Origin of the sequence: Streptomyces axinellae, assembly GCF_039532135.1 — a bacterium.
Classification (GTDB): Bacteria; Actinomycetota; Actinomycetes; order Streptomycetales; family Streptomycetaceae; genus Streptomyces; species Streptomyces axinellae.
The window spans coordinates 74,310-91,909 of record NZ_BAAARJ010000016.1 but is presented as its reverse complement, the minus strand read 5'-3'; the positions used below and the strand labels follow the sequence as shown (position 1 = coordinate 91,909).

General features: G+C 70.4%; 15 protein-coding genes and 1 pseudogene. 4 read left to right on the top strand and 12 right to left on the bottom strand.

Going from position 1 to position 17,600, the window contains the following annotated elements; all coding sequences use genetic code 11:
* Positions 1-91: 91 nt before the first annotated feature.
* The 3 genes from ABD339_RS23195 to ABD339_RS23185 all read left to right on the top strand — a co-directional run bounded on the left by ABD339_RS23195 (position 92) and on the right by ABD339_RS23185 (position 3,755).
* The gene (locus tag ABD339_RS23195) at positions 92-949 is read left to right on the top strand and encodes an inositol monophosphatase family protein (protein WP_344568356.1); all 858 of its coding nucleotides are present in this window, start codon (positions 92-94) and stop codon (positions 947-949) included.
* Between the two features lie 26 nt (positions 950-975).
* Positions 976-2,418 (top strand): phytoene desaturase family protein, encoded by a 1,443-nt coding sequence (locus ABD339_RS23190; RefSeq protein WP_344568355.1) that lies wholly within the window; start codon positions 976-978, stop codon positions 2,416-2,418.
* Positions 2,419-2,621: 203 nt separating this feature from the next.
* Positions 2,622-3,755 (top strand): glycerate kinase, encoded by a 1,134-nt coding sequence (locus ABD339_RS23185; protein WP_344568354.1) that lies wholly within the window; start codon positions 2,622-2,624, stop codon positions 3,753-3,755.
* Positions 3,756-4,093: 338 nt separating this feature from the next.
* Here the strand turns inward: ABD339_RS23185 and ABD339_RS23180 are convergent, their stop codons facing one another.
* The 12 genes and pseudogenes from ABD339_RS23180 to ABD339_RS23120 form a co-directional block, all read right to left on the bottom strand.
* Positions 4,094-4,711 carry a hypothetical protein gene (locus tag ABD339_RS23180; protein ID WP_425576069.1) on the bottom strand — a complete coding sequence of 206 codons (618 nt, stop codon included), beginning with the start codon at positions 4,709-4,711 and terminating at the stop codon, positions 4,094-4,096.
* Between the two features lie 98 nt (positions 4,712-4,809).
* Positions 4,810-5,948: pseudogene (locus ABD339_RS33875) on the bottom strand (alginate lyase family protein); the annotation flags it as partial.
* Between the two features lie 243 nt (positions 5,949-6,191).
* Complete coding sequence (pssA, locus tag ABD339_RS23165) at positions 6,192-7,112, bottom strand: CDP-diacylglycerol--serine O-phosphatidyltransferase (protein WP_344568350.1); 921 nt, start codon at positions 7,110-7,112, stop codon at positions 6,192-6,194.
* The gene (locus ABD339_RS23160) at positions 7,099-7,815 is read right to left on the bottom strand and encodes a phosphatidylserine decarboxylase (protein ID WP_425576068.1); all 717 of its coding nucleotides are present in this window, start codon (positions 7,813-7,815) and stop codon (positions 7,099-7,101) included. Before ABD339_RS23160 ends, pssA begins: the two co-directional genes overlap by 14 nt.
* Positions 7,816-7,985: 170 nt before the next feature.
* A complete protein-coding gene (locus tag ABD339_RS23155) occupies positions 7,986-9,200 on the bottom strand; it encodes an acyl-CoA dehydrogenase family protein (protein ID WP_344568348.1) in 1,215 nt (404 codons plus the stop codon).
* 1 nt (position 9,201) lies between these two features.
* A complete protein-coding gene (locus ABD339_RS23150; RefSeq protein ID WP_344568347.1) occupies positions 9,202-9,726 on the bottom strand; it encodes a MaoC family dehydratase in 525 nt (174 codons plus the stop codon).
* Between the two features lie 2 nt (positions 9,727-9,728).
* Entirely contained in the window at positions 9,729-10,727 is a 999-nt protein-coding gene (locus ABD339_RS23145) for an HpcH/HpaI aldolase/citrate lyase family protein (protein ID WP_344568346.1), read from the bottom strand.
* A complete protein-coding gene (locus tag ABD339_RS23140; RefSeq protein ID WP_344568345.1) occupies positions 10,724-12,862 on the bottom strand; it encodes a protein meaA in 2,139 nt (712 codons plus the stop codon). Before ABD339_RS23140 ends, ABD339_RS23145 begins: the two co-directional genes overlap by 4 nt.
* Positions 12,862-14,307 (bottom strand): crotonyl-CoA carboxylase/reductase, encoded by a 1,446-nt coding sequence (gene ccrA / locus ABD339_RS23135; protein ID WP_344568344.1) that lies wholly within the window; start codon positions 14,305-14,307, stop codon positions 12,862-12,864. The genes ABD339_RS23140 and ccrA overlap by 1 nt, the downstream gene beginning before the upstream one ends.
* A 654-nt stretch (positions 14,308-14,961) precedes the next feature.
* Entirely contained in the window at positions 14,962-15,957 is a 996-nt protein-coding gene (locus ABD339_RS23130) for a pirin family protein (protein ID WP_344568343.1), read from the bottom strand.
* Positions 15,954-16,160 carry a hypothetical protein gene (locus ABD339_RS23125; protein WP_344568342.1) on the bottom strand — a complete coding sequence of 69 codons (207 nt, stop codon included), beginning with the start codon at positions 16,158-16,160 and terminating at the stop codon, positions 15,954-15,956. Before ABD339_RS23125 ends, ABD339_RS23130 begins: the two co-directional genes overlap by 4 nt.
* Before the next feature lie 44 nt (positions 16,161-16,204).
* Positions 16,205-16,861, bottom strand: a complete 657-nt coding sequence (locus ABD339_RS23120; protein ID WP_344568341.1) for a hydrolase — start codon at positions 16,859-16,861, stop codon at positions 16,205-16,207.
* Positions 16,862-17,119: 258 nt separating this feature from the next.
* Here ABD339_RS23120 and ABD339_RS23115 point away from each other — a divergent pair, with 258 nt between their 5' ends.
* Positions 17,120-17,587 (top strand): MarR family winged helix-turn-helix transcriptional regulator, encoded by a 468-nt coding sequence (locus ABD339_RS23115; protein ID WP_344568340.1) that lies wholly within the window; start codon positions 17,120-17,122, stop codon positions 17,585-17,587.
* Positions 17,588-17,600 lie beyond the last annotated feature (13 nt).

Sequence of the window (17,600 nt, the reverse complement as noted above, 5' to 3'; positions counted from 1 at the left end):
CCCGGCGCAAACCGCTGCCGCCCCGTCGGAGAGCATCCCGCCGCCCCGCCGGAGACCGACATTCCCTCCCCTTCCGTGCTTCCATGGACACATGATCGAAAACGAATTCGCGGACGCGCTGACGGACGAGCTGACCGAGGCGGTGGTCAGGGCGGTCCGTGCCGCCGTCGAGGACGAGGTGATGCCCCGCTGGCGGCAGCTGGCCGAGGACGAGGTGACCACCAAGACCGGCAGCCACGACCTGGTCACCGTCGCCGACCAGCGGGCCGAGCGCCAACTCGCCGACGCGCTGGCCGCGTTGCTGCCCGGCTCGGCCGTCGTCGGGGAGGAGGGCGTGCACGCGCACCCGGCCTCCTACGAGGCGCTGGCCCAGGAGGCACCCGTCTGGATCATCGACCCCATCGACGGCACCCGGCAGTTCGTGGCGGGCGAGGAGGGGTTCTGCACCATGGTCGCGCTCGCCCGGCACGGGGAGACCTACGGCGCGTGGATCCACGCGCCCGCGCTCGGCCGCACCGCCGTGGCCCGGCGCGGACGCGGCGCGCTGCTCAACGGCGCGCCCCTGCACGCCGGTTCCCCCGAGCCGGGCGCCCCCCTCCGGGTCGCCGTCTCCCACCCCGACTTCACCGACGAGGACCAGGAGCGGGCCCTGCGCCGGCTGCGCACCGAGGGCGTCGCGCCGCGCCCCACCGGTTCGGCGGGCCTGGAGTACCTGGCCGTCGCGGCGGGGGATCTCGACGCGGTCGCCTACTCCTGGGAAGCCGCCTGGGACCACGCCGCCGGGCTGCTGATGGTCGCCGAGGCGGGCGGCGCGAGCGGCACCGTCGAGGGGGTGCCCTTCCGCCTCGCGGGCGGCAACGCACTGCCCTTCACCGCCGCACGCGATGCCGGGGTGGCCCGGCGTATGGTGGGGCTTCTGCGTGACGGAAGCGACACGAGCCCCCAGTGAGCAGGGGCCGGCGAGGGGAGCCGAAAGTGCCATCGATCCGGGACGCTGTCGTGGTCGGAGCCGGGCCCAACGGCCTGACCGCCGCCGTCGAACTGGCCCGCCGCGGCTTCGAGGTCGAGCTGTTCGAGGCCCGGGAATCGGTCGGTGGCGGCGCCCGTACCGAGGAGCTGACCCTGCCGGGCTTCCGGCACGACCCCTGCTCCGCCGTCCATCCCACGGGCGCGGGCTCGCCCGCCTTCCGGGACATGCCGCTGGCGGACCACGGCCTGGAGTGGCTGCACCCCGAACTCGCCATGGCCCATCCGTTCCCCGACGGTACGGCCGCCGTACTGGCCCACTCCGTCGGCGAGACAGCGGCCTCCCTCGGACCCCGTGACGCGGGCGCCTACCGGCGGATGGTCGGGCCCTTCACCGGCCACTGGGACACCCTCGCCGCCGACTTCCTCGGCTACGGCTCGGCCCTCGACGGGCGCTTCCCCTACGACCCGGTCCAGCTCGTCCGCTTCGGCCTGACCGGGCTCCAGCCGGCGACGTGGACCAGGGCGCGCTTCCGCGACGAGAAGGCCCGAGCCCTGTTCGCCGGCCTCGCGGGCCATGTCATCGCCCCGCTGGGCAACTTGTTCATGACGGCGCCCGCACTCGTCTTCGCCCTCGCGGCGCACGCCAACGGCTGGCCCGTCCCGCGCGGCGGCTCCCAGGCCATCTCCGACGCGCTGGCCGGATATCTGCGCGCTCTGGGCGGCACGATCCACACCCGTACCGAGGTCAAGCGCCTGGACGAACTCCCGCCCGCGCGCGCCTACATCTTCGACACCTCACCCCTGGCCCTCGCCCGGATCGCCGGTCTTGGGAGCGCGTACGACAACGTCCGCTACGGCGCGAGCGTCTTCAAGATCGACTATGCGCTGGACGGCCCCGTTCCCTGGACCTCGCACGAGGCCGCGCGCGCCGGAACCGTCCACGTCGGGCCCACCCTGGACGACATCAACACCGCGATGTACGACGCCGTCGTGCGCGGGCGCGCCCCTGAGAAGCCGTTCCTCATCACCTCGCAGCCCTCCCTCGTCGATCCCACCAGAGCCCCGGAGGGCAAGCACGTCTTCTGGGCGTACGGGCATGTGCCGAACAACTGGGAGGGCGACGCGACCGAGGCGATCGAGCGTCAGATCGAACGGTTCGCGCCCGGCTTCCGCGACCGCGTCCTCGCCCGCGCCACGGCGGGGCCGCCTCAACTGGCCGCCCGCAACGCCAACTACGTCGGCGGCGACATCGCCTGCGGCTCCGCGGCCGGGCTGCGCCTGCTCATCCGGCCCAAGCTCAAGCGCGTCCCCTACGCGACGGCGCACCCCTCCGTGTTCCTGTGCTCCTCGGCCGCGCCGCCCGGACCCGGCGTCCACGGCATGGCCGGCCACCACGCGGCCCGCGCGGTCTGGCGCCGCCTGCGCCGCGCGGACCGGATCGCGCCCTGACAGCCCTGACAGCCCTGACAGCCCCAACAGACGTGACGGCCCCAACAGACGTGACGGCCCTGACGGATCCGGCGCCGCGCGTCAGAACCGTCAGGTCACGGTCGCCTGCCCCCTGCCCATGGTCGAGCGAGCCCGCGGGCAGATAGGGTCGCCACCGGCGCGACTGCCTGTTCGAACGCAAGACAGACCCCAGGGGCAGAACCATGACTACGACGGCGCGGACCACACCGGCGCGCGTGCTGATCGCCGCGGACAAGTTCAAGGGATCGCTGACGGCCGTCGAGGTCGCCGCACGCGTCACCGCCGGAATCCACGCGGCACGCCCGGAGACGGAGACCGAGTCCCTGCCCGTCGCGGACGGGGGAGACGGCACCGTGGCGGCAGCCGTCGCCTGCGGCTTCGAACGGCACGAGGCCGAGGTCACCGGCCCCCTCGGCGCCTCCGTCACGGCGGCCTTCGCGCTGCGCGGGGACACCGCCGTCGTGGAGATGGCCGAATCCTCCGGCCTTCAGCACCTGCCCCCCGGCGTCTTCGTCCCGCTGACCGCGACCACCTACGGCGCGGGCGAACTGCTGCTGGCCGCCGTGGACGCGGGCGCGCGCACAGTCATCCTCGGCGTCGGCGGCTCGGCCACCACCGACGGCGGCGCCGGCATGCTCGACGCGCTGGGTGCCCGACTGCTCGACCGGGACGGCGACTCCGTCCCGTGGGGCGGCGGCGGCCTGCGCGAGCTGGTCTCCGCCGACCTGTCGGGCCTCGACCCGCGCCTGAAGGACGTCGAGGTCATCCTGGCAAGCGACGTCGACAGCCCCCTGACGGGCCCCAAGGGCGCCGCGGCCGTCTACGGCCCGCAAAAGGGCGCGGGCGAGGAGGACGTGGCCCTGCTGGATGCCGCGCTCACCCACTACGCCGAGGTCCTCGGCGAGGTGGAGAGCGCCGCCGCACCCGGCGCGGGCGCCGCCGGTGGCGTCGGCTTCGCCGCGCTCGTGGGTCTGCGGGCCCGCTTCCGCCCCGGCATCGAGGTCCTCATGGCGGAGCTGGGCGTGGCCGAGGCGATCGACCGGGCCACGCTCGTCATCACCGGTGAGGGATCCCTGGACGGGCAGACCCTGCACGGCAAGGCCCCCGCGGGCGTCGCGGCGGTCGCGCGGCAGGCCGGGAAGCCGGTGCTGGCGGTCTGCGGACGGCTCGCCATCGGCAAGAAGGAACTCAAGGGCGCGGGCATCGACCACGCCTACGCGCTGACGGACATCGAGCCCGATGTCGCCCGCTGCCTCGCCGAGGCCGGCCCCCTGCTGGAACAACTGGCCGCGCGCCTCGCCGAGGAGAATCTCTGACCTGCCCGGAGGGTCCGGGCGGGGCGGGAGCGGCCCCGGCCCCCCGGCCCCGCCCGCACGGGTCCTCCCGCGGGCGGCAGACGCGCACAGCAGACGGACATCTGACAGCAGGACCTGCGCGGTGTCCGGCGGATCATCCGTGCCCGGCGAAGAGGCGCCCCGAAGCGGCGCGGGGCTGTTCCTATGCGGCTCCGCCGCGCCGGGGGTGGGGGAGCCGCCGGCGCGTACGTGCCCGCACTCTCCACAGCTGGGGCGGCCCCTGCTCAGCACCGGGAAAGTCAGCACAGGGAAAGTCAGCACCGGGAAAGAGGGCAACAGCAAGATCCGCCGGATGGGCCTCAGCGGAGCCGGGAGCGCTGCGGGACCGTCGCCGGGTCGTCCGGGACCGCGCGCGTGGCGTACTGGGGGACGGGCGTCCGGTCGTCGCCCGTGTCGCGGACCAAGCCGTAGCGCACGATGCCCCGCGCGGGATCGGGACCGGCCGCCAGGTCGTCACGGATGTCCCCTGGCCCGACCGGCTCGACGATGAGGTCGTAGTCGGCGCCCCGCTCGTTGAGGTGCGGCGTGACGCCCCCGTCCAGCCAGAAGAACTCGTTCTGCCACATCTGCTGCGCGCCGCGCGGGAGGTGGGTGAGCGCGCCGGAGGGCGAGCCCATCCACGTCCGGTCGCCCGCGCCGGGCTGACGGTCGTCCATGCGCCGCCCGCCGCCCGAGGCGACATGGAAGAGCTTGCCGCGCAGCCGCGTCCAACTGGGCATGACCAGGCTTCCCGGGCGCTGGTCCGGGAGGATCTGCCAGCGCACCCGCACATAGCCGGCACCGCGCAGCGACACCGACTCCCCCCGGTGGGTCAGCACGGCCATGGCGCCCCCGCTGCTGGTCAGGCCCCGGCCGGCGCGCCGTGGCAGCGCGCCGGGCCGCAGCCCCGGGTCCGGCGCCCGGTCGGCCGCGTCCACGACGCTGCCGTACGCGGCGCGCGAGCGCGGGCTTCTTCGGCGACGGTGACGCGGCGGCCCGGGACGGTGCGGGGGGCGAGCCCGTGAAGGACGGCCCCGAGGCCCCGGCGGTCCGCGTAGTGGTGGTGCAGCATCTCCCAGACGGGGCGGAGCTGGCCGCGCGCGACATCGGAGATGACGGTCCGCGTCATCGCCTTGCCCGGGGGCTGTCCCTGGTGCCAGGTGTAGGCGGTGAACGGGACGCTGTGGCCCAGGTTGTACTTGGCGACGTACTCCGCGGCCTTGAGGAAGCGGCTGTCGTCGAAGCCGTAGAGGTCGCCGCCCTGGCTCCAGGCCATCTCGCAGACCGCGCCGAGCCGGCCCACGCCCGTCATGGTGCGGCCCTGGTCCCGGCCGCTCTCCTGCCACTGCGCGAGGCCACCCTCGTGGAGGAAGGGAACGGCGTGCGGGATCGAACCGTTGCCCGCGCCCTCCTTCGCGTAGGTCACGGACCGGTCGAACAGCGCCCGGTCGTCGGTGAGGATCCCGATGGCCATGAGCGAGGCGGCGTTGCACAGGTCCCGGTTGACCCAGTGGTTCTCGATGTGGGCGCCGTTGTGGCGGGTGAGGAGTCCTCGTCGAGCGGCTGGAAGACCGAGGTCATCATCGTCTGGAGCCGGGCCAGGTCGAAGCCCCTCGCAGTCGCGCATCAGCTCGGCGGCGTTCGCGAACTGCCAGCCGTAGATGCCGCCCGCCAGGAAGCGGTCCGCGTTGCCGGCACCGTCTTGAGCGTGCCCGGCCAGGCGTTGAGGATGTCGCGGGCGGCGTCGCCGTGCTCCTTGGTGCCGCCTACGCGGTAGCGGAGCGCGTTCTGGTAGGCGGCGTGGATGTCGTTGTAGAGGGTCCGGTAGTTCTGGCCGGTGCCGCCGCGTACGACCTCCGCCGTCGGCCGGGCGGTCCAGGTGCTCGCGGAGTGCGGGTTGGCGGTGAGTCTGCGCCAGCCGGCCTGCCACGTCTCCTTGCCCGCCGCGACACCGTCCTTGGCCCGCCGGAGGTCGTCGGCGGCGTGCAGCATGCCGGGATGGGCGAAGGCCGCCTTGGCCACCCGCCCCTTTCCGGGCGCGGCCCCGGCGGTGGTGCCGCTGCCGAACGCGGCGGCGGCCCCGCCGACAGCGGCACGGGCCGCCGCGAGCCCGCCACCGAGCCGGAGAACATCGCGACGCGAGAGCCGGTGCTTGGCCTTGGGGGAGTGCGGCATGGGGGAACTCCTGGTGGGGGTGGTGGCGGATGAGTTGCCGTACACCCAGGAGACGGCACGCGACGCCCTCCGATAACACTTTTTCCGGGCCGGCCCCAAAGGGGGCGCGGGACAGCAAAAGGGCCCGGTCCGAAGACCGGGCCCCGAAGAGGCACGAGGAACGGCGCGCTCAGCTACACGCACCCGCAGCCGCGACCTGCCCGAAGTGGCACCCCGGAGTGCCCCCCGGGCCCCGCAAGGGACTCAGCTCTGGGCTGCGGCCCGCGCCTCCCGCCGGCTGTCGCGGAAGGAATTGACGCGGCGGAACGTCGCGAACAGCGGAATCACCGCGCCGAGCACGACCTGGAGCGCGCACCCGGTCTGCAGCAGCAGCTCACCGCCGGGCCCGCCGAACGCCCAGGCCGCCAGCAGCCCCATGCTGAGCACGATCCAGCCGAGCATCGCGACGGCCAGTCGTCCGCGCGGCTTGGGGTATTCCACCCGGCTCACCATCAGCCAGGCGACACCGAGGATCGCGAGGGTGGTCGGCACGAACGGCAGCCCGAGCAGCACGATGGAGACGACCGTCAGGGCACCGAAGGGTCCCGGCATGCCCTGGAAGACTCCGTCCCGCACGGTCGTGCAGGAGAACCGCGCAAGCCGCAGCACCACCGCCAGCAGCACCACGACCGCGGCCACCACCGAGACCCGCTGGTGCGCGTCGTTGGCGACCATCCCCCACACGACCACGAAGTACGCGGGCGCCAGCCCGAAGCTGATCAGGTCGGAGAGGTTGTCCAGCTCGGCACCCATGGCCGAGCTGCGCAGCTTGCGAGCGACCAGGCCGTCGAACAGGTCGAAGACGGAGGCCATCAGCATCAGCACGACGGCCGTGGCGGCGCTGTGCCGCGTCATGCCGCCGTCCTCGCTGCCGGTCAGGTGCGGGATGAGGACGCCGGTGGTGGTGAAGTACACCGCCATGAAGCCGCACGTGGCGTTGCCCAGCGTCAGCGTGTCCGCTATTGAGAGGCGGGTGGACAGCGGCATCTCCTCGGCCGCGTCGTCCTCCAGCACATTGAGCCGGTCGTCATGGGCACCGCGGCCGTCGTGGCCGTCGCGCTCGTCGCGTGCGGCATCGGCGCCGGGCGCCCACGCCGCCTGGGTATCGGGATCAATCACGGTCAAGGCGAGTCACCCCCGCTGTCGTGGCCTGGCCGACCTCCACGGCCGTCTCGACTCCCTGCGGGAGGTATACATCCACCCGGGAGCCGAATCTGATCAGCCCGATGCGCTCGCCCTGCTCCACCTTGGCGCCACTGGGCACATAAGGAACGATACGCCGCGCGACGGCACCGGCGATCTGGACCATCTCGATGTCGCCCAGCTCGGTGTCGAAGTGCCACACGACGCGCTCGTTGTTCTCGCTCTCCTTGTTGAACGCGGGAACGTAGCCGCCGGGGATGTGCTCGACGGAGGTCACCGTCCCGGCCAGCGGGGCGCGGTTGACGTGCACGTTCAGCGGGCTCATGAAGATGGCGACGCGGGTGCGGCCGTCCTTCCACGGCATGATGCTCTGCACCACACCGTCGGCCGGCGCGATCACCCGGCCCTGGCCGATTTCCCGCTCCGGGTCCCGGAAGAACCACAGCATGCCCGCGGCGAGCGCCGTGGCGGGCACGGCGACCAGCGCGGCACGTCCGGACCTGCGGGAGCGGGCCAGGCTGAGGGCCGCCGTCGCCACGGTCGGCAGAAGCCATGGGGACGCTCCGCGCGCCAGACGTACGCGGGGCACACCTGTCGCACCGGGTGCGCCGGACATGCCGGACCCGCTGGGGCCGGAGCCGCCCGCGGGGGAGTCGCTGGGTGCAGTGGATGGGCTGTGGGGCATGAATGACCTTCGTAGCGGAGGGAGCCGCGTAGGTAACAGGGGGACGGCGGCTTTCCCGGGATGCTATCGGTTTCTGACGGCAACTGGGCAAGCCAGAGGGCCAGTCAGTGGCTGAAGTCCCAGGTCGGGGTGTGATCTTGATCTTCAAGAAAACACCCCGAAAAGGACATTCAGCCCTGGTTGCGGTACTCCTCCAGGAGCCGCCGGCCCACGATCATCTTCTGGATCTCGGCGGTTCCTTCGCCGATGAGGAGCATCGGCGCCTCCCGGTAGAGCCGCTCGATCTCGTATTCCTTGCTGAAACCGTACCCGCCGTGGATGCGGAACGAGTCCTCCACGACCTCTTTGCAGTACTCGGAGGCGAGATATTTCGCCATTCCGGCCTCCAGGTCGTTGCGTTGGCCGGAGTCCTTCTTGCGGGCGGCCCCGACCATCAGCGCGTGTGCCGCCTCGACTTTTGTCGCCATCTCCGCCAGCTTGAACTGAATGGCCTGATGGCCGGCGATCGGCTTTCCGAAGGTGTGCCGTTGCTGTGCGTAGTCGATACCGAGTTCAAACGCACGCTGGGCGACGCCACAGCCACGCGCGGCGACATTCACCCGGCCGACTTCGACGCCGTCCATCATCTGGTAAAAACCGTGGCCGGTCGTGCCGCCGAGTACGCGATCGGCCGGAATGCGCAGGCCATCCATGATCAGCTCGGTGGTATCAACACCCTTGTAGCCCATCTTGTCGATCTTCCCGGGAATGGTGAGGCCGGGGCGGACCGCGCCGAAACCGGGAGCCTTCTCCACCAGGAATGTCGTCATCGACTTGTGCGGGGGCGCCCCTTCGGGGTGCCCCTCCTCGGTGCGGCACAACACCGCTACCAGTGTGGAGGTGCCTCCATTGGTCAGCCACATCTTCTGGCCGGTCAGCAGGAAATCCCCGGAACCGTCCCCGGCGGGCACCCCCTTGGAGGTGATGGCCGAGACGTCCGAGCCCAGTCCCGGCTCCGACATGGAGAAGGCTCCGCGGATCTCACCGGCCGCCATCCTCGGCAGGAAATGGTCCTTCTGCTCGGGTGTGCCGTGCTGCTTGAGCAGGTACGCCACGATGAAGTGCGTGTTGATGATGCCCGACACGCTCATCCAGCCCCGGGCGATCTCCTCGACGCACAACGCGTAGGTGAGGAGTGACTCTCCGAGCCCGCCGTACTCCTCGGGGATCATCAGGCCGAAGATCCCCAACTCCTTCAGGCCCTCCACGATCTCCGTCGGATACTCATCCTTGTGCTCCAGCTCCGTGGCGACCGGGAGGATCTCCTTGTCCACAAAGCCGCGCACGGTCGCGAGTATTTCCCGCTGGATCTCCGTCAGCCCCTCGGTCCGCGCCAGGCGCCCCATCTCACTCGCCCCCCTTCGACGGCGGACCGGCCGGTTCCGGACGGCCCGGCTGCTCCCCGCCGCGTTCCTCGATGTACGTCCGCGTCGGCACCATCACCTTGCGCCGGAAGACACACACGAGCGTGCCGTCCTGCTTGTAGCCCTTGGTCTCGACACGCACGACCCCGCGGTCGTTCTTCGACTTCGACGCGATCTTCCCCAGCACCGTCGTCTCGCCGTAGAGCGTGTCGCCGTGGAAGGTGGGGGCGACATGCCGAAGCGATTCGATCTCCAGATTGGCCAGGGCCTTCCCCGAGACATCCGGCACGGACATGCCCAGCAGCAGCGAGTAGACGTAGTTGCCCACCACTACGTTCTTGCCGAAGTCCGTCGTGGACTCCGCGTAGTTGCTGTCCAGGTGCAGCGGATGATGGTTCATCGTGAGCAGGCAGAAGAGGTGGTCGTCGTACTCGGTGACCGTTTTGCCGGGCCAGTGCTTGTAGGTGTCCCCGACGGTGAATTCCTCATAGGTACGGCCGAATTGCATGCTCAGTCCTCCGGGGGGACGAAGGCGGAAGTGCGCCGCATTCCCGCGGCGCGGCCCTTGCCGGAGATGACCAGCGCCATCTTGCGGCTGGCCTCGTCGATCATCTCGTCGCCGAGCATCGCGGAACCCTTTTTGCCGCCCGCCTCCGAGGTGCAGTAGTCGTACGCGTCCAAAATCAGCTCGGCGTGGTCGTAGTCCTCCTGGGAGGGCGAGAAGACCTCGTTCGACGCCTCTACCTGGCCCGGGTGCAGCACCCATTTGCCGTCGAATCCGAGTGCGGCGGCGCGCCGGGCGACTTCGCGATAGCCGTCCACGTTCTTGATCTGGAGATAGGGGCCGTCGATCGCCTGGAGATCGTGCGAGCGGGCCGCCATGAGGATCCGCATCAGGATGTAGTGGTAGGCGTCGGCCGGATAGCCGGGCGGCTGCTCGCCCACGACCAGGGTCTTCATGTTGATGGAGGCCATGAAGTCGGCGGGGCCGAAAATGATCGTTTCCACGCGCGGCGAGGCGCCCGCGATCGCGTCCACGTTCACCAGCCCCCTCGCGTTCTCGATCTGCGCCTCGATGCCGATCCGCCCGACCTCGAAGCCCATCGTCTTCTCGATCTGCGTCAGCAGCATGTCCAGCGCCTGCACCTGCTGCGCGTCCTGCACCTTCGGCAGCATCACGCAGTCCAGGTTCTGCCCGGCCCCCTCCACGACGGTGACCACATCGCGGTAGGTCCACTCGGTCGTCCAGTCGTTGACCCGCACGACCCGCGTCTTGCCGCCCCACTCGCCCTCGTTGAGGAACTTCACGATGGTGTGCCGCGCCTCCGGCTTGGCCAGCGGCGCGCACGCGTCCTCCAGATCGAGGAAGACCTGGTCGGCGGGGAGGCCCTGGGCCTTCTCCAGGAAGCGCGGGTTGCTGCCCGGCACGGCGAGGCAGGAGCGGCGGGGCCGTGAGGGGCGCTGCCGGTCGACGCTGCCCGCTGTGCCCACGGTGCTCGCGGTGCTCATTGAGTGACCTCCTGGGGGTCGCGCTGGACGGGCCGGTCGTGCTGGTCCAGCTTGTCTGGTGTATCCAGCGTGTTCGCTGTACGGATCTCGCCGACGATACGGCCGATGATGTCCGTGATCCCGAAGTCCTTCGGGGTGAAGACCGCGGCGACGCCCGCCTCGCGCAGCGCCCGCGCGTCCGCCGACGGGATGATGCCGCCCACTATCACGGGCACGTCACCCGCGCCCGCCCCGCGCATCCTCTCCAGCACGTCCGGCACCAACTCGGCGTGCGAACCGGACAGGATGGACAGGCCCACACAGTGCACGTCCTCGGCGACGGCAGCCGCCACGATCTCCTCGGGGGTGAGCCTGATGCCCTGGTAGACCACCTCGAATCCGGCGTCGCGGGCCCGTACGGCGATCTGCTCGGCGCCGTTGCTGTGGCCGTCCAGTCCGGGCTTGCCCACCAGCAGCCGCAGCTTGCCCACACCCAGCTCGGCGGCCGTGCGCTCCACGCCGCGCCGTACCCCGGCCAGTGCCGAGCCCTCCTCGGCACCTGCCGCGACCGGGGCGCCGCTCACCCCCGTGGGGGCGCGGAACTCGCCGAAGACCTCCCGCAGAGCGCCCGCCCACTCCCCGGTCGTGACCCCGGCGCGGGCACACTCGATGGTCGCCGCCATCAAGTTGGCGTCCGTGGCCGCGGCCTCCTTCAGCTGGCGCAGCGCCTGCGCGGCGCTGGGGTACAGCGCCGGATCCCGGGCACCCGAGCGCCAGAACGGCTCATCGCGGGTCTCGCGCCAGCGCCGCACCTCCTCGACGGTGGCCGCCTCGCCCGCCGCGTCCACCGTCATGACCGCGGTGTCCAGATCGGCGGTCAGCGGGCTGGGCTCGGTCGTCTCATAGCAGTTGACGCCGACAATGCGCTCCTCGCCCGACTCGATACGGGCACGCCGCTCGGCGTGCGAGGAGACCAGCCGGGACTTGAGATAGCCGGACTCGACGGCCGCCATCACCCCGCCCATCTCCTCTATGCGCCCGATCTCCGCCCAGCTCTCCTCGGCCAGCGCCGCCACCTTCGCCTCGACCACGGGCGACCCGTCGAAGAGGTCCTCGTACTCCAGCAGATCGCTCTCGTGTGCCAGGACCTGCTGGATACGCAGCGACCACTGCTGGTCCCAGGGCCGGGGCAGGCCCAGCGCCTCGTTCCACGCGGGCAGTTGCACGGCGCGGGCCCGCGCGTCCTTGGAGAGGGTGACGGCCAGCATCTCCAGCACGATGCGCTGGACGTTGTTCTCCGGCTGCGCCTCCGTCAGCCCCAGCGAGTTGACCTGTACGCCGTAGCGGAACCTGCGCTGTTCGGGGTCGGTGATGCCGTAGCGCTCCGTGGTGATCCGCTCCCAGACACGGGTGAAGGCCCGCATCTTGCACATCTCCTCGACGAAGCGGACCCCGGCGTTCACGAAGAAGGAGATCCGCGCCACCACCCGCCCGAACTCCTCGGCCGGCACCTGCCCGCCGTCTCGAACGGCATCCAGCACGGCGACGGCCGTGGCCATCGCGTACGAGATCTCCTGAACGGGAGTCGCCCCCGCCTCCTGGAGGTGGTAGCTACAGATGTTGACCGGATTCCACCGCGGCAGGTGGGCGACCGTGTACGCGATCATGTCGGTAGTCAGCCGGAGACTCGGCACCGGCGGGAAGACGTGCGTCCCCCGCGAGAGGTACTCCTTGACGATGTCGTTCTGCGTCGTCCCCTGGAGCCGGGAGATGTCGGCCCCCTGCTCCTCCGCGACGACCTGGTACAGCGCCAGCAGCCACATGGCCGTGGCGTTGATCGTCATCGAAGTGTTCATCTGCTCCAGCGGGATGCCCTCGAAGAGCCTGCGCATGTCGCCGAGATGGGAGACCGGCACCCCGACCCGGCCCACCTCGCCGCGCGCCAGCACATGATCAGGGTCGTACCCGGTCTGGGTGGGCAGATCGAAGGCGATCGACAGCCCCGTCTGCCCCTTGGCGAGATTGCGGCGGTACAGCTCGTTGGACGCCTCCGCGGTCGAATGCCCGGCGTACGTCCGCATCAGCCAGGGACGGTCTCTGCCGTTCTGCGCCGCTCCCGTGCCGGGAGCCCCAGCGGTACTTGAGACGGGCGCCATCAGGCGCTCCGGCTGTGCTTGCCGGTCCGCTCGCCTTCGGCATCACGGCTGTGCTTGCCGGTCCGCTCGCCTTCGGCATCACGGCTGTGCTTGCCGGTCCGCTCGCCTTCGGCATCACGGAACAAATTGATGGCGCCGAGGTGCCGGGCCCGCATCTCCGTGTCGCGGACCCCCAGTCCTTCCTCGGGGGCCAGTGCGAGGACGCCGACCTTGCCCTGGTGGAGGTTGCGGTGCACATCGTGGGCGGCCTGGCCGGTCTCTGCCAGGTGGTACGTCTTCGACAGCGTCGGATGGATCCGGCCCTTGGCGATGAGCCGGTTGGCCTCCCACGCCTCGCGGTAGTTGGCGAAGTGCGAACCGACGATCCGCTTGAGCGACATCCACAGGTAGCGGTTGTCGTAGCTGTGCTCGTAGCCCGAGGTGGAGGCGCAGGTGACGATGGTGCCGCCCTTGCGGGTGACGTAGACGCTGGCGCCGAAGGTCTCCCGCCCGGGGTGCTCGAAGACGATGTCCACGTCCTCGCCGCCGGTCAGTTCGCGGATGTGCTTGCCGAAGCGCTTCCACTCCTTCGGGTCCTGATGGTGCTCGTCCTTCCAGAAGCGGTAGCCCTCCGCCTTGCGGTCGATGATCGCCTCGGCGCCCATCCTGCGGCAGATCGCGGCCTTGTCGTCGCTGGAGACCACACAGATCGGATTGGCGCCCCCGGCGAGCGCGAACTGTGTGGCGTACGAGCCCAGTCCGCCGCTGGCGCCCCAGATGAGCACGTTGTCGCCCTGTTTCATGCCGGCGCCGTTGCGCGAGACGAGCTGCCGGTAGGCGGTGGAGTTGACCAGCCCGGGGGAGGCGGCCTCCTCCCAGGTGAGGTGGCCGGGTTTGGGCATCAGCTGGTTGGACTTGACCAGCGCGATCTCCGCCAGTCCGCCGAAGTTGGTCTCGAAGCCCCAGATCCGCTGCTCCGGGTCGAGCATCGTGTCGCTGTGCCCGTCGGCAGACTCCAGTTCGACGGACAGGCAGTGTGCGACGACCTCGTCGCCCGGCTTCCAGGAGTTGACGCCGGCTCCGGTGCGCAGTACGACGCCCGACAGGTCCGAGCCGATGATGTGATACGGCAGGTCGTGCCGCTTGGCCAGCGGCGAGAGGCGGCCGTAGCGCTCCAGGAAGCCGAAGGTGGGCAGCGGCTCGAAGATCGAGGTCCACACGGAGTTGTAGTTCACCGAGGAGGCCATGACGGCCACCAGGGCCTCGCCCGGCCCGAGTTCGGGCACCGGCACCTCGTCGAGGTGCAGCGACTTGCGCGGATCCTTCTCCCGGGTCTCCAGCCCCTCGAACATCTCCGCATCGTCCTTGTGGACGGTCATGGCGCGGTACGAGTCGGGCAGGGGGAGGGCGGCGAAGTCCTCCGGCGGAGTGTCGGACACGAGGATCGCGTCGAGTATCTGGTTCACGGAATGCCTCCGGCGAAGCGCGGATTGAGGGAGGACTCCCCCGGCTTACGGCCGGGAGGTGCCCCGGGGGAGTCGTCGGTGTGAAGGCAGTGCCGTCGGTTCGGCGAGGTGGTGCGGGCGCGGGTGTGCGCCGGGTCGCTTGTGACGCCAAGCGGTCCGGGAGAGCGTGGCGTGAACCACGGGGACAGGGGCCCGGACTGCTGCCAAGGTATGACACCCAGTGCCAGGAGACAAGACACCGGGTGCCGCTATTTCTCACATGTATTGCACCGCTCTCATATGAGCGATGATCGATCAGGTCGGCAAGGGCGCACCCGCGCGGCGCGCTGAAGGAGAAAGGGGAGCAGGGCGCCCGTTCCCACGCGGGGTGCTTCCGCCCCCACGGCAGCTCCACGCCGGAGAACTCACCCGGGCCCACGGCGGCCGGCCGGCCCGCGCGCAGCGTGGCCCTCGCTGTGCGTGACGGCCAAGGCGGCGTCGGCCAACTCCGCCTCTCCCTCGCACGGTTGGGCGACAGTCGACCGGCCTTCCTCAAGCGGAGCCCCTGACCAGCGGCAACACCCCGACCCGACCTCAGTCATCCGGTGCCACTCAGTGATCGAGTTCCACCGTCTGCCGTGCACACCGTCTGCTGTGCGGCCCCTGCCCGAGGGGCTACGCGCGCGGGCGCATCCTGGAGTTCGGCAAGGGCGGTGCCGGCAACGGCGGCAGTTGACCGGCCGGGAACTCGCCGAACAGAGCAGGCTTGTCGGCGTCGGCCGGATCGGCGGGTTCGAAACCGAGCTCGGCCTGATAGCGGCGCCGGTACTCGGCGATCTCGTCGTGGCTGCGTCCGATGAAGTTCCACCACATCACGATCTGCTCCCCCAACGGGACACCGCCCAGCAGGAGGACGCGGGCTTCCATATCGCCCGCGGTGATGACCAACGTCTCGGATCCGGGAGGGATGTAGGCGAGTGATCGATGGTCCACGACGGCCGAGTCCACCGTGACCTCGCCCGTCTCGGCGAGGACCGCGTGCTCGAAGTCGGCCCGCACGGTGAGCCGGGCCGAGGAGCCGGGTTCGAGTACGAGTTCAGCACCGAGCAGGTCAGGTGTCCGCGTCTCGACCGGGGAGACCGAGCCGAGCAGCTCGCCGATGAACACGCGGGCCGTGACGCCGGGAAGCGCCACCGGCTCCGGGGTGTAGTGCACGAACGCGTTCTCGCCGAAACGCGTCTCCTCCGGCAGCGCGTACCAGAGCTGCACGCCGTGCAGAGTGCTCGACCCGGGGTCGCTGATCTCCTGATGAGTGATGCCACGGCCCGCGATCATCAAGTTGAGCTCTCCCGCCACCCCCGAGGCCGCGTTGCCGCCGGAGTCGAGATGCTCGACGCGCCCGGCGAACAGCCAGGACACCGTCGCGAGCCCGGTGTGCGGATGCCGCGGCACCCGCATCCCACCGGTCACCGAGACGTCATCGGGACCGAAGTGATCCAGAAAGCACCACGACCCCACCAGCGACCTCCGCCGCTGCGGGAGCGTCCGGTGCACCGTCGTCGCCCGCACGCCGCCGAGCGGCACCAGGCGCGGCGTAAGGATCTCCACCGCCGTGCACGGCTGACCGTGATCAAGGACTTCCGGATGAGGGCGGGTCTCCAGGTTGGTCATGGAACAATCTTCCCTTCCGCATCGCGGGGAGGCACCGGATGCCGGCTCGGAATCGAGATGCGGTCGAAGACGTTGAGGGTGACCGCCGCCCACTCGGCCGCGACGAACAGCTCTTCGCCGCGGACCGAATGTGCGCCGGGCGGATCGGCATCCGAGTCTTCGGTGGTGGGGAGCGACGTGCCCGCTTCGGTCCCCGCGACCACCGCCCGCTGCCGATCGCGATGTCCCAGCGGGTTTCGCGACTATGTCAGGCGGCGCTTCCGGCGCGCCCGGCGAGGAGCTGCGTCTCCCAGGCGTAGGCCACGCCGGAGGCGCCACCGTGCTGCGCCTGGACTTCGGTGGCGCCCGGCACGGTCTTCTCCCGGGCCCAGTCGCGCTGCCACTCGCCCAGCACGGCCAGCCAGGTGATCGGAACCACGCCCGCCTGGACCATGCGCCGCACGGCCATGTCGTGCCCCTCCTTCGAGCCGCTGCCCGAGGCGTCGGTGACAGCGAAGACCTCGAAGCCCTCGCCCACTGCCTGTATGGCCGGCATCGCCAGACAGATCTCCGTCCAGAGGCCGGCCATGATCAGCTTCTTGCGCCCGGTCGCCTTGACGGCATCCACGACGCGCTCGTCCTGCCAGGTGTTGATGAAGGTCCTGTTGATCGGCTTCTGCTCCGGGAACACGTCCCGCAGCCCCTGGATGAGGTAGCCGCCGCGCTCCTCCAGCACGGTCGTCAGGATGGTCGGCACGTCGAACACCTTGGCGGTCTTGGCGAGTCCAACGGCGTTGTTCACGACCATCGTCGGTTCGTGGCTGTTCAGATTGGCGAACTGGAACGGCTGGTGGTCGATCAGTACGACCACGCTCTCCTCGGGTGTCAGCAGTGCGTCGAGTCCGGCCTTGTTCTTGGTGCTCATGGGATTCCCCTTCTGGAGCTTCATGTGCGGGGGTGTCAGGCGGCACGCCGAAGGCTCGATGCCTGTAGCGCGCGCGATGCGGGCTGCCTGCCCGACGGCCCCGCCTCGCGTAGTTGATGCGACAACTAAACTAGGCGTAAGTGATTGACACGTCAACTAGCTGCCCAGGGAGGCGACTTCCGGGCACGTGCCGGGTACTTGCCGCGTACGTGCCGGGTGGGCGGACACCCGTCCGAGCCGCGCCGATACGCTCCCACCATGAACGCAACGCCCCGCTGGCTGACCACGGAGCAGCAGGCCGCCTGGGACAGCTTCATCCACATGCAGGAGAAGCTCATCGGACGGCTCTCCCGCCGGGTCCAGGCCGACTCCGGCATGTCCGCCTCCGACTACATCGTGTTGGCCAAACTCACCGAAACCGGCGGCGGGCGGATGCGTTTCATGGACCTGGCGAAGCTGGTGGAGTGGGAGAAGAGCCGCATGTCCCACCAGGTCGGGCGGATGACGAAGCGCGGACTGGTGACCAAGGAAGACTGTCCCGACGACGGGCGCGGAGCGTTCATCGTCGCCACCGCGGCCGGCCACCAGGCGATCGAGGAGGCCGCGCCCGTGCACGTCGAGCAGGTCCGCCGGCTGTTCATCGACGCACTCACCCCTGAAGAACTCGACGCGCTCGCCCGGATCTCGAACCGTGTCCTCGCGCATATGGAGAAGCAGCCCGACTGACGGAACCGGACAG

Bases quoted from the DNA above. Each gene is read 5' to 3' on its own strand.
- ABD339_RS23140 (WP_344568345.1), bottom strand. From the start codon at position 12,862: ATGGCGCCCGTCTCAAGTACCGCTGGGGCTCCCGGCACGGGAGCGGCG.
- ABD339_RS23160 (WP_425576068.1), bottom strand. From the start codon at position 7,815: ATGCCCCACAGCCCATCCACTGCACCCAGCGACTCCCCCGCGGGCGGC.
- ABD339_RS23130 (WP_344568343.1), bottom strand. From the start codon at position 15,957: ATGACCAACCTGGAGACCCGCCCTCATCCGGAAGTCCTTGATCACGGT.
- ABD339_RS23195 (WP_344568356.1), top strand. From the start codon at position 92: ATGATCGAAAACGAATTCGCGGACGCGCTGACGGACGAGCTGACCGAG.
- ABD339_RS23150 (WP_344568347.1), bottom strand. From the start codon at position 9,726: ATGCAATTCGGCCGTACCTATGAGGAATTCACCGTCGGGGACACCTAC.
- ABD339_RS23120 (WP_344568341.1), bottom strand. From the start codon at position 16,861: ATGAGCACCAAGAACAAGGCCGGACTCGACGCACTGCTGACACCCGAG.
- ABD339_RS23155 (WP_344568348.1), bottom strand. From the start codon at position 9,200: ATGGGGCGCCTGGCGCGGACCGAGGGGCTGACGGAGATCCAGCGGGAA.
- ABD339_RS23145 (WP_344568346.1), bottom strand. From the start codon at position 10,727: ATGAGCACCGCGAGCACCGTGGGCACAGCGGGCAGCGTCGACCGGCAG.
- ABD339_RS23115 (WP_344568340.1), top strand. From the start codon at position 17,120: ATGAACGCAACGCCCCGCTGGCTGACCACGGAGCAGCAGGCCGCCTGG.
- ABD339_RS23185 (WP_344568354.1), top strand. From the start codon at position 2,622: ATGACTACGACGGCGCGGACCACACCGGCGCGCGTGCTGATCGCCGCG.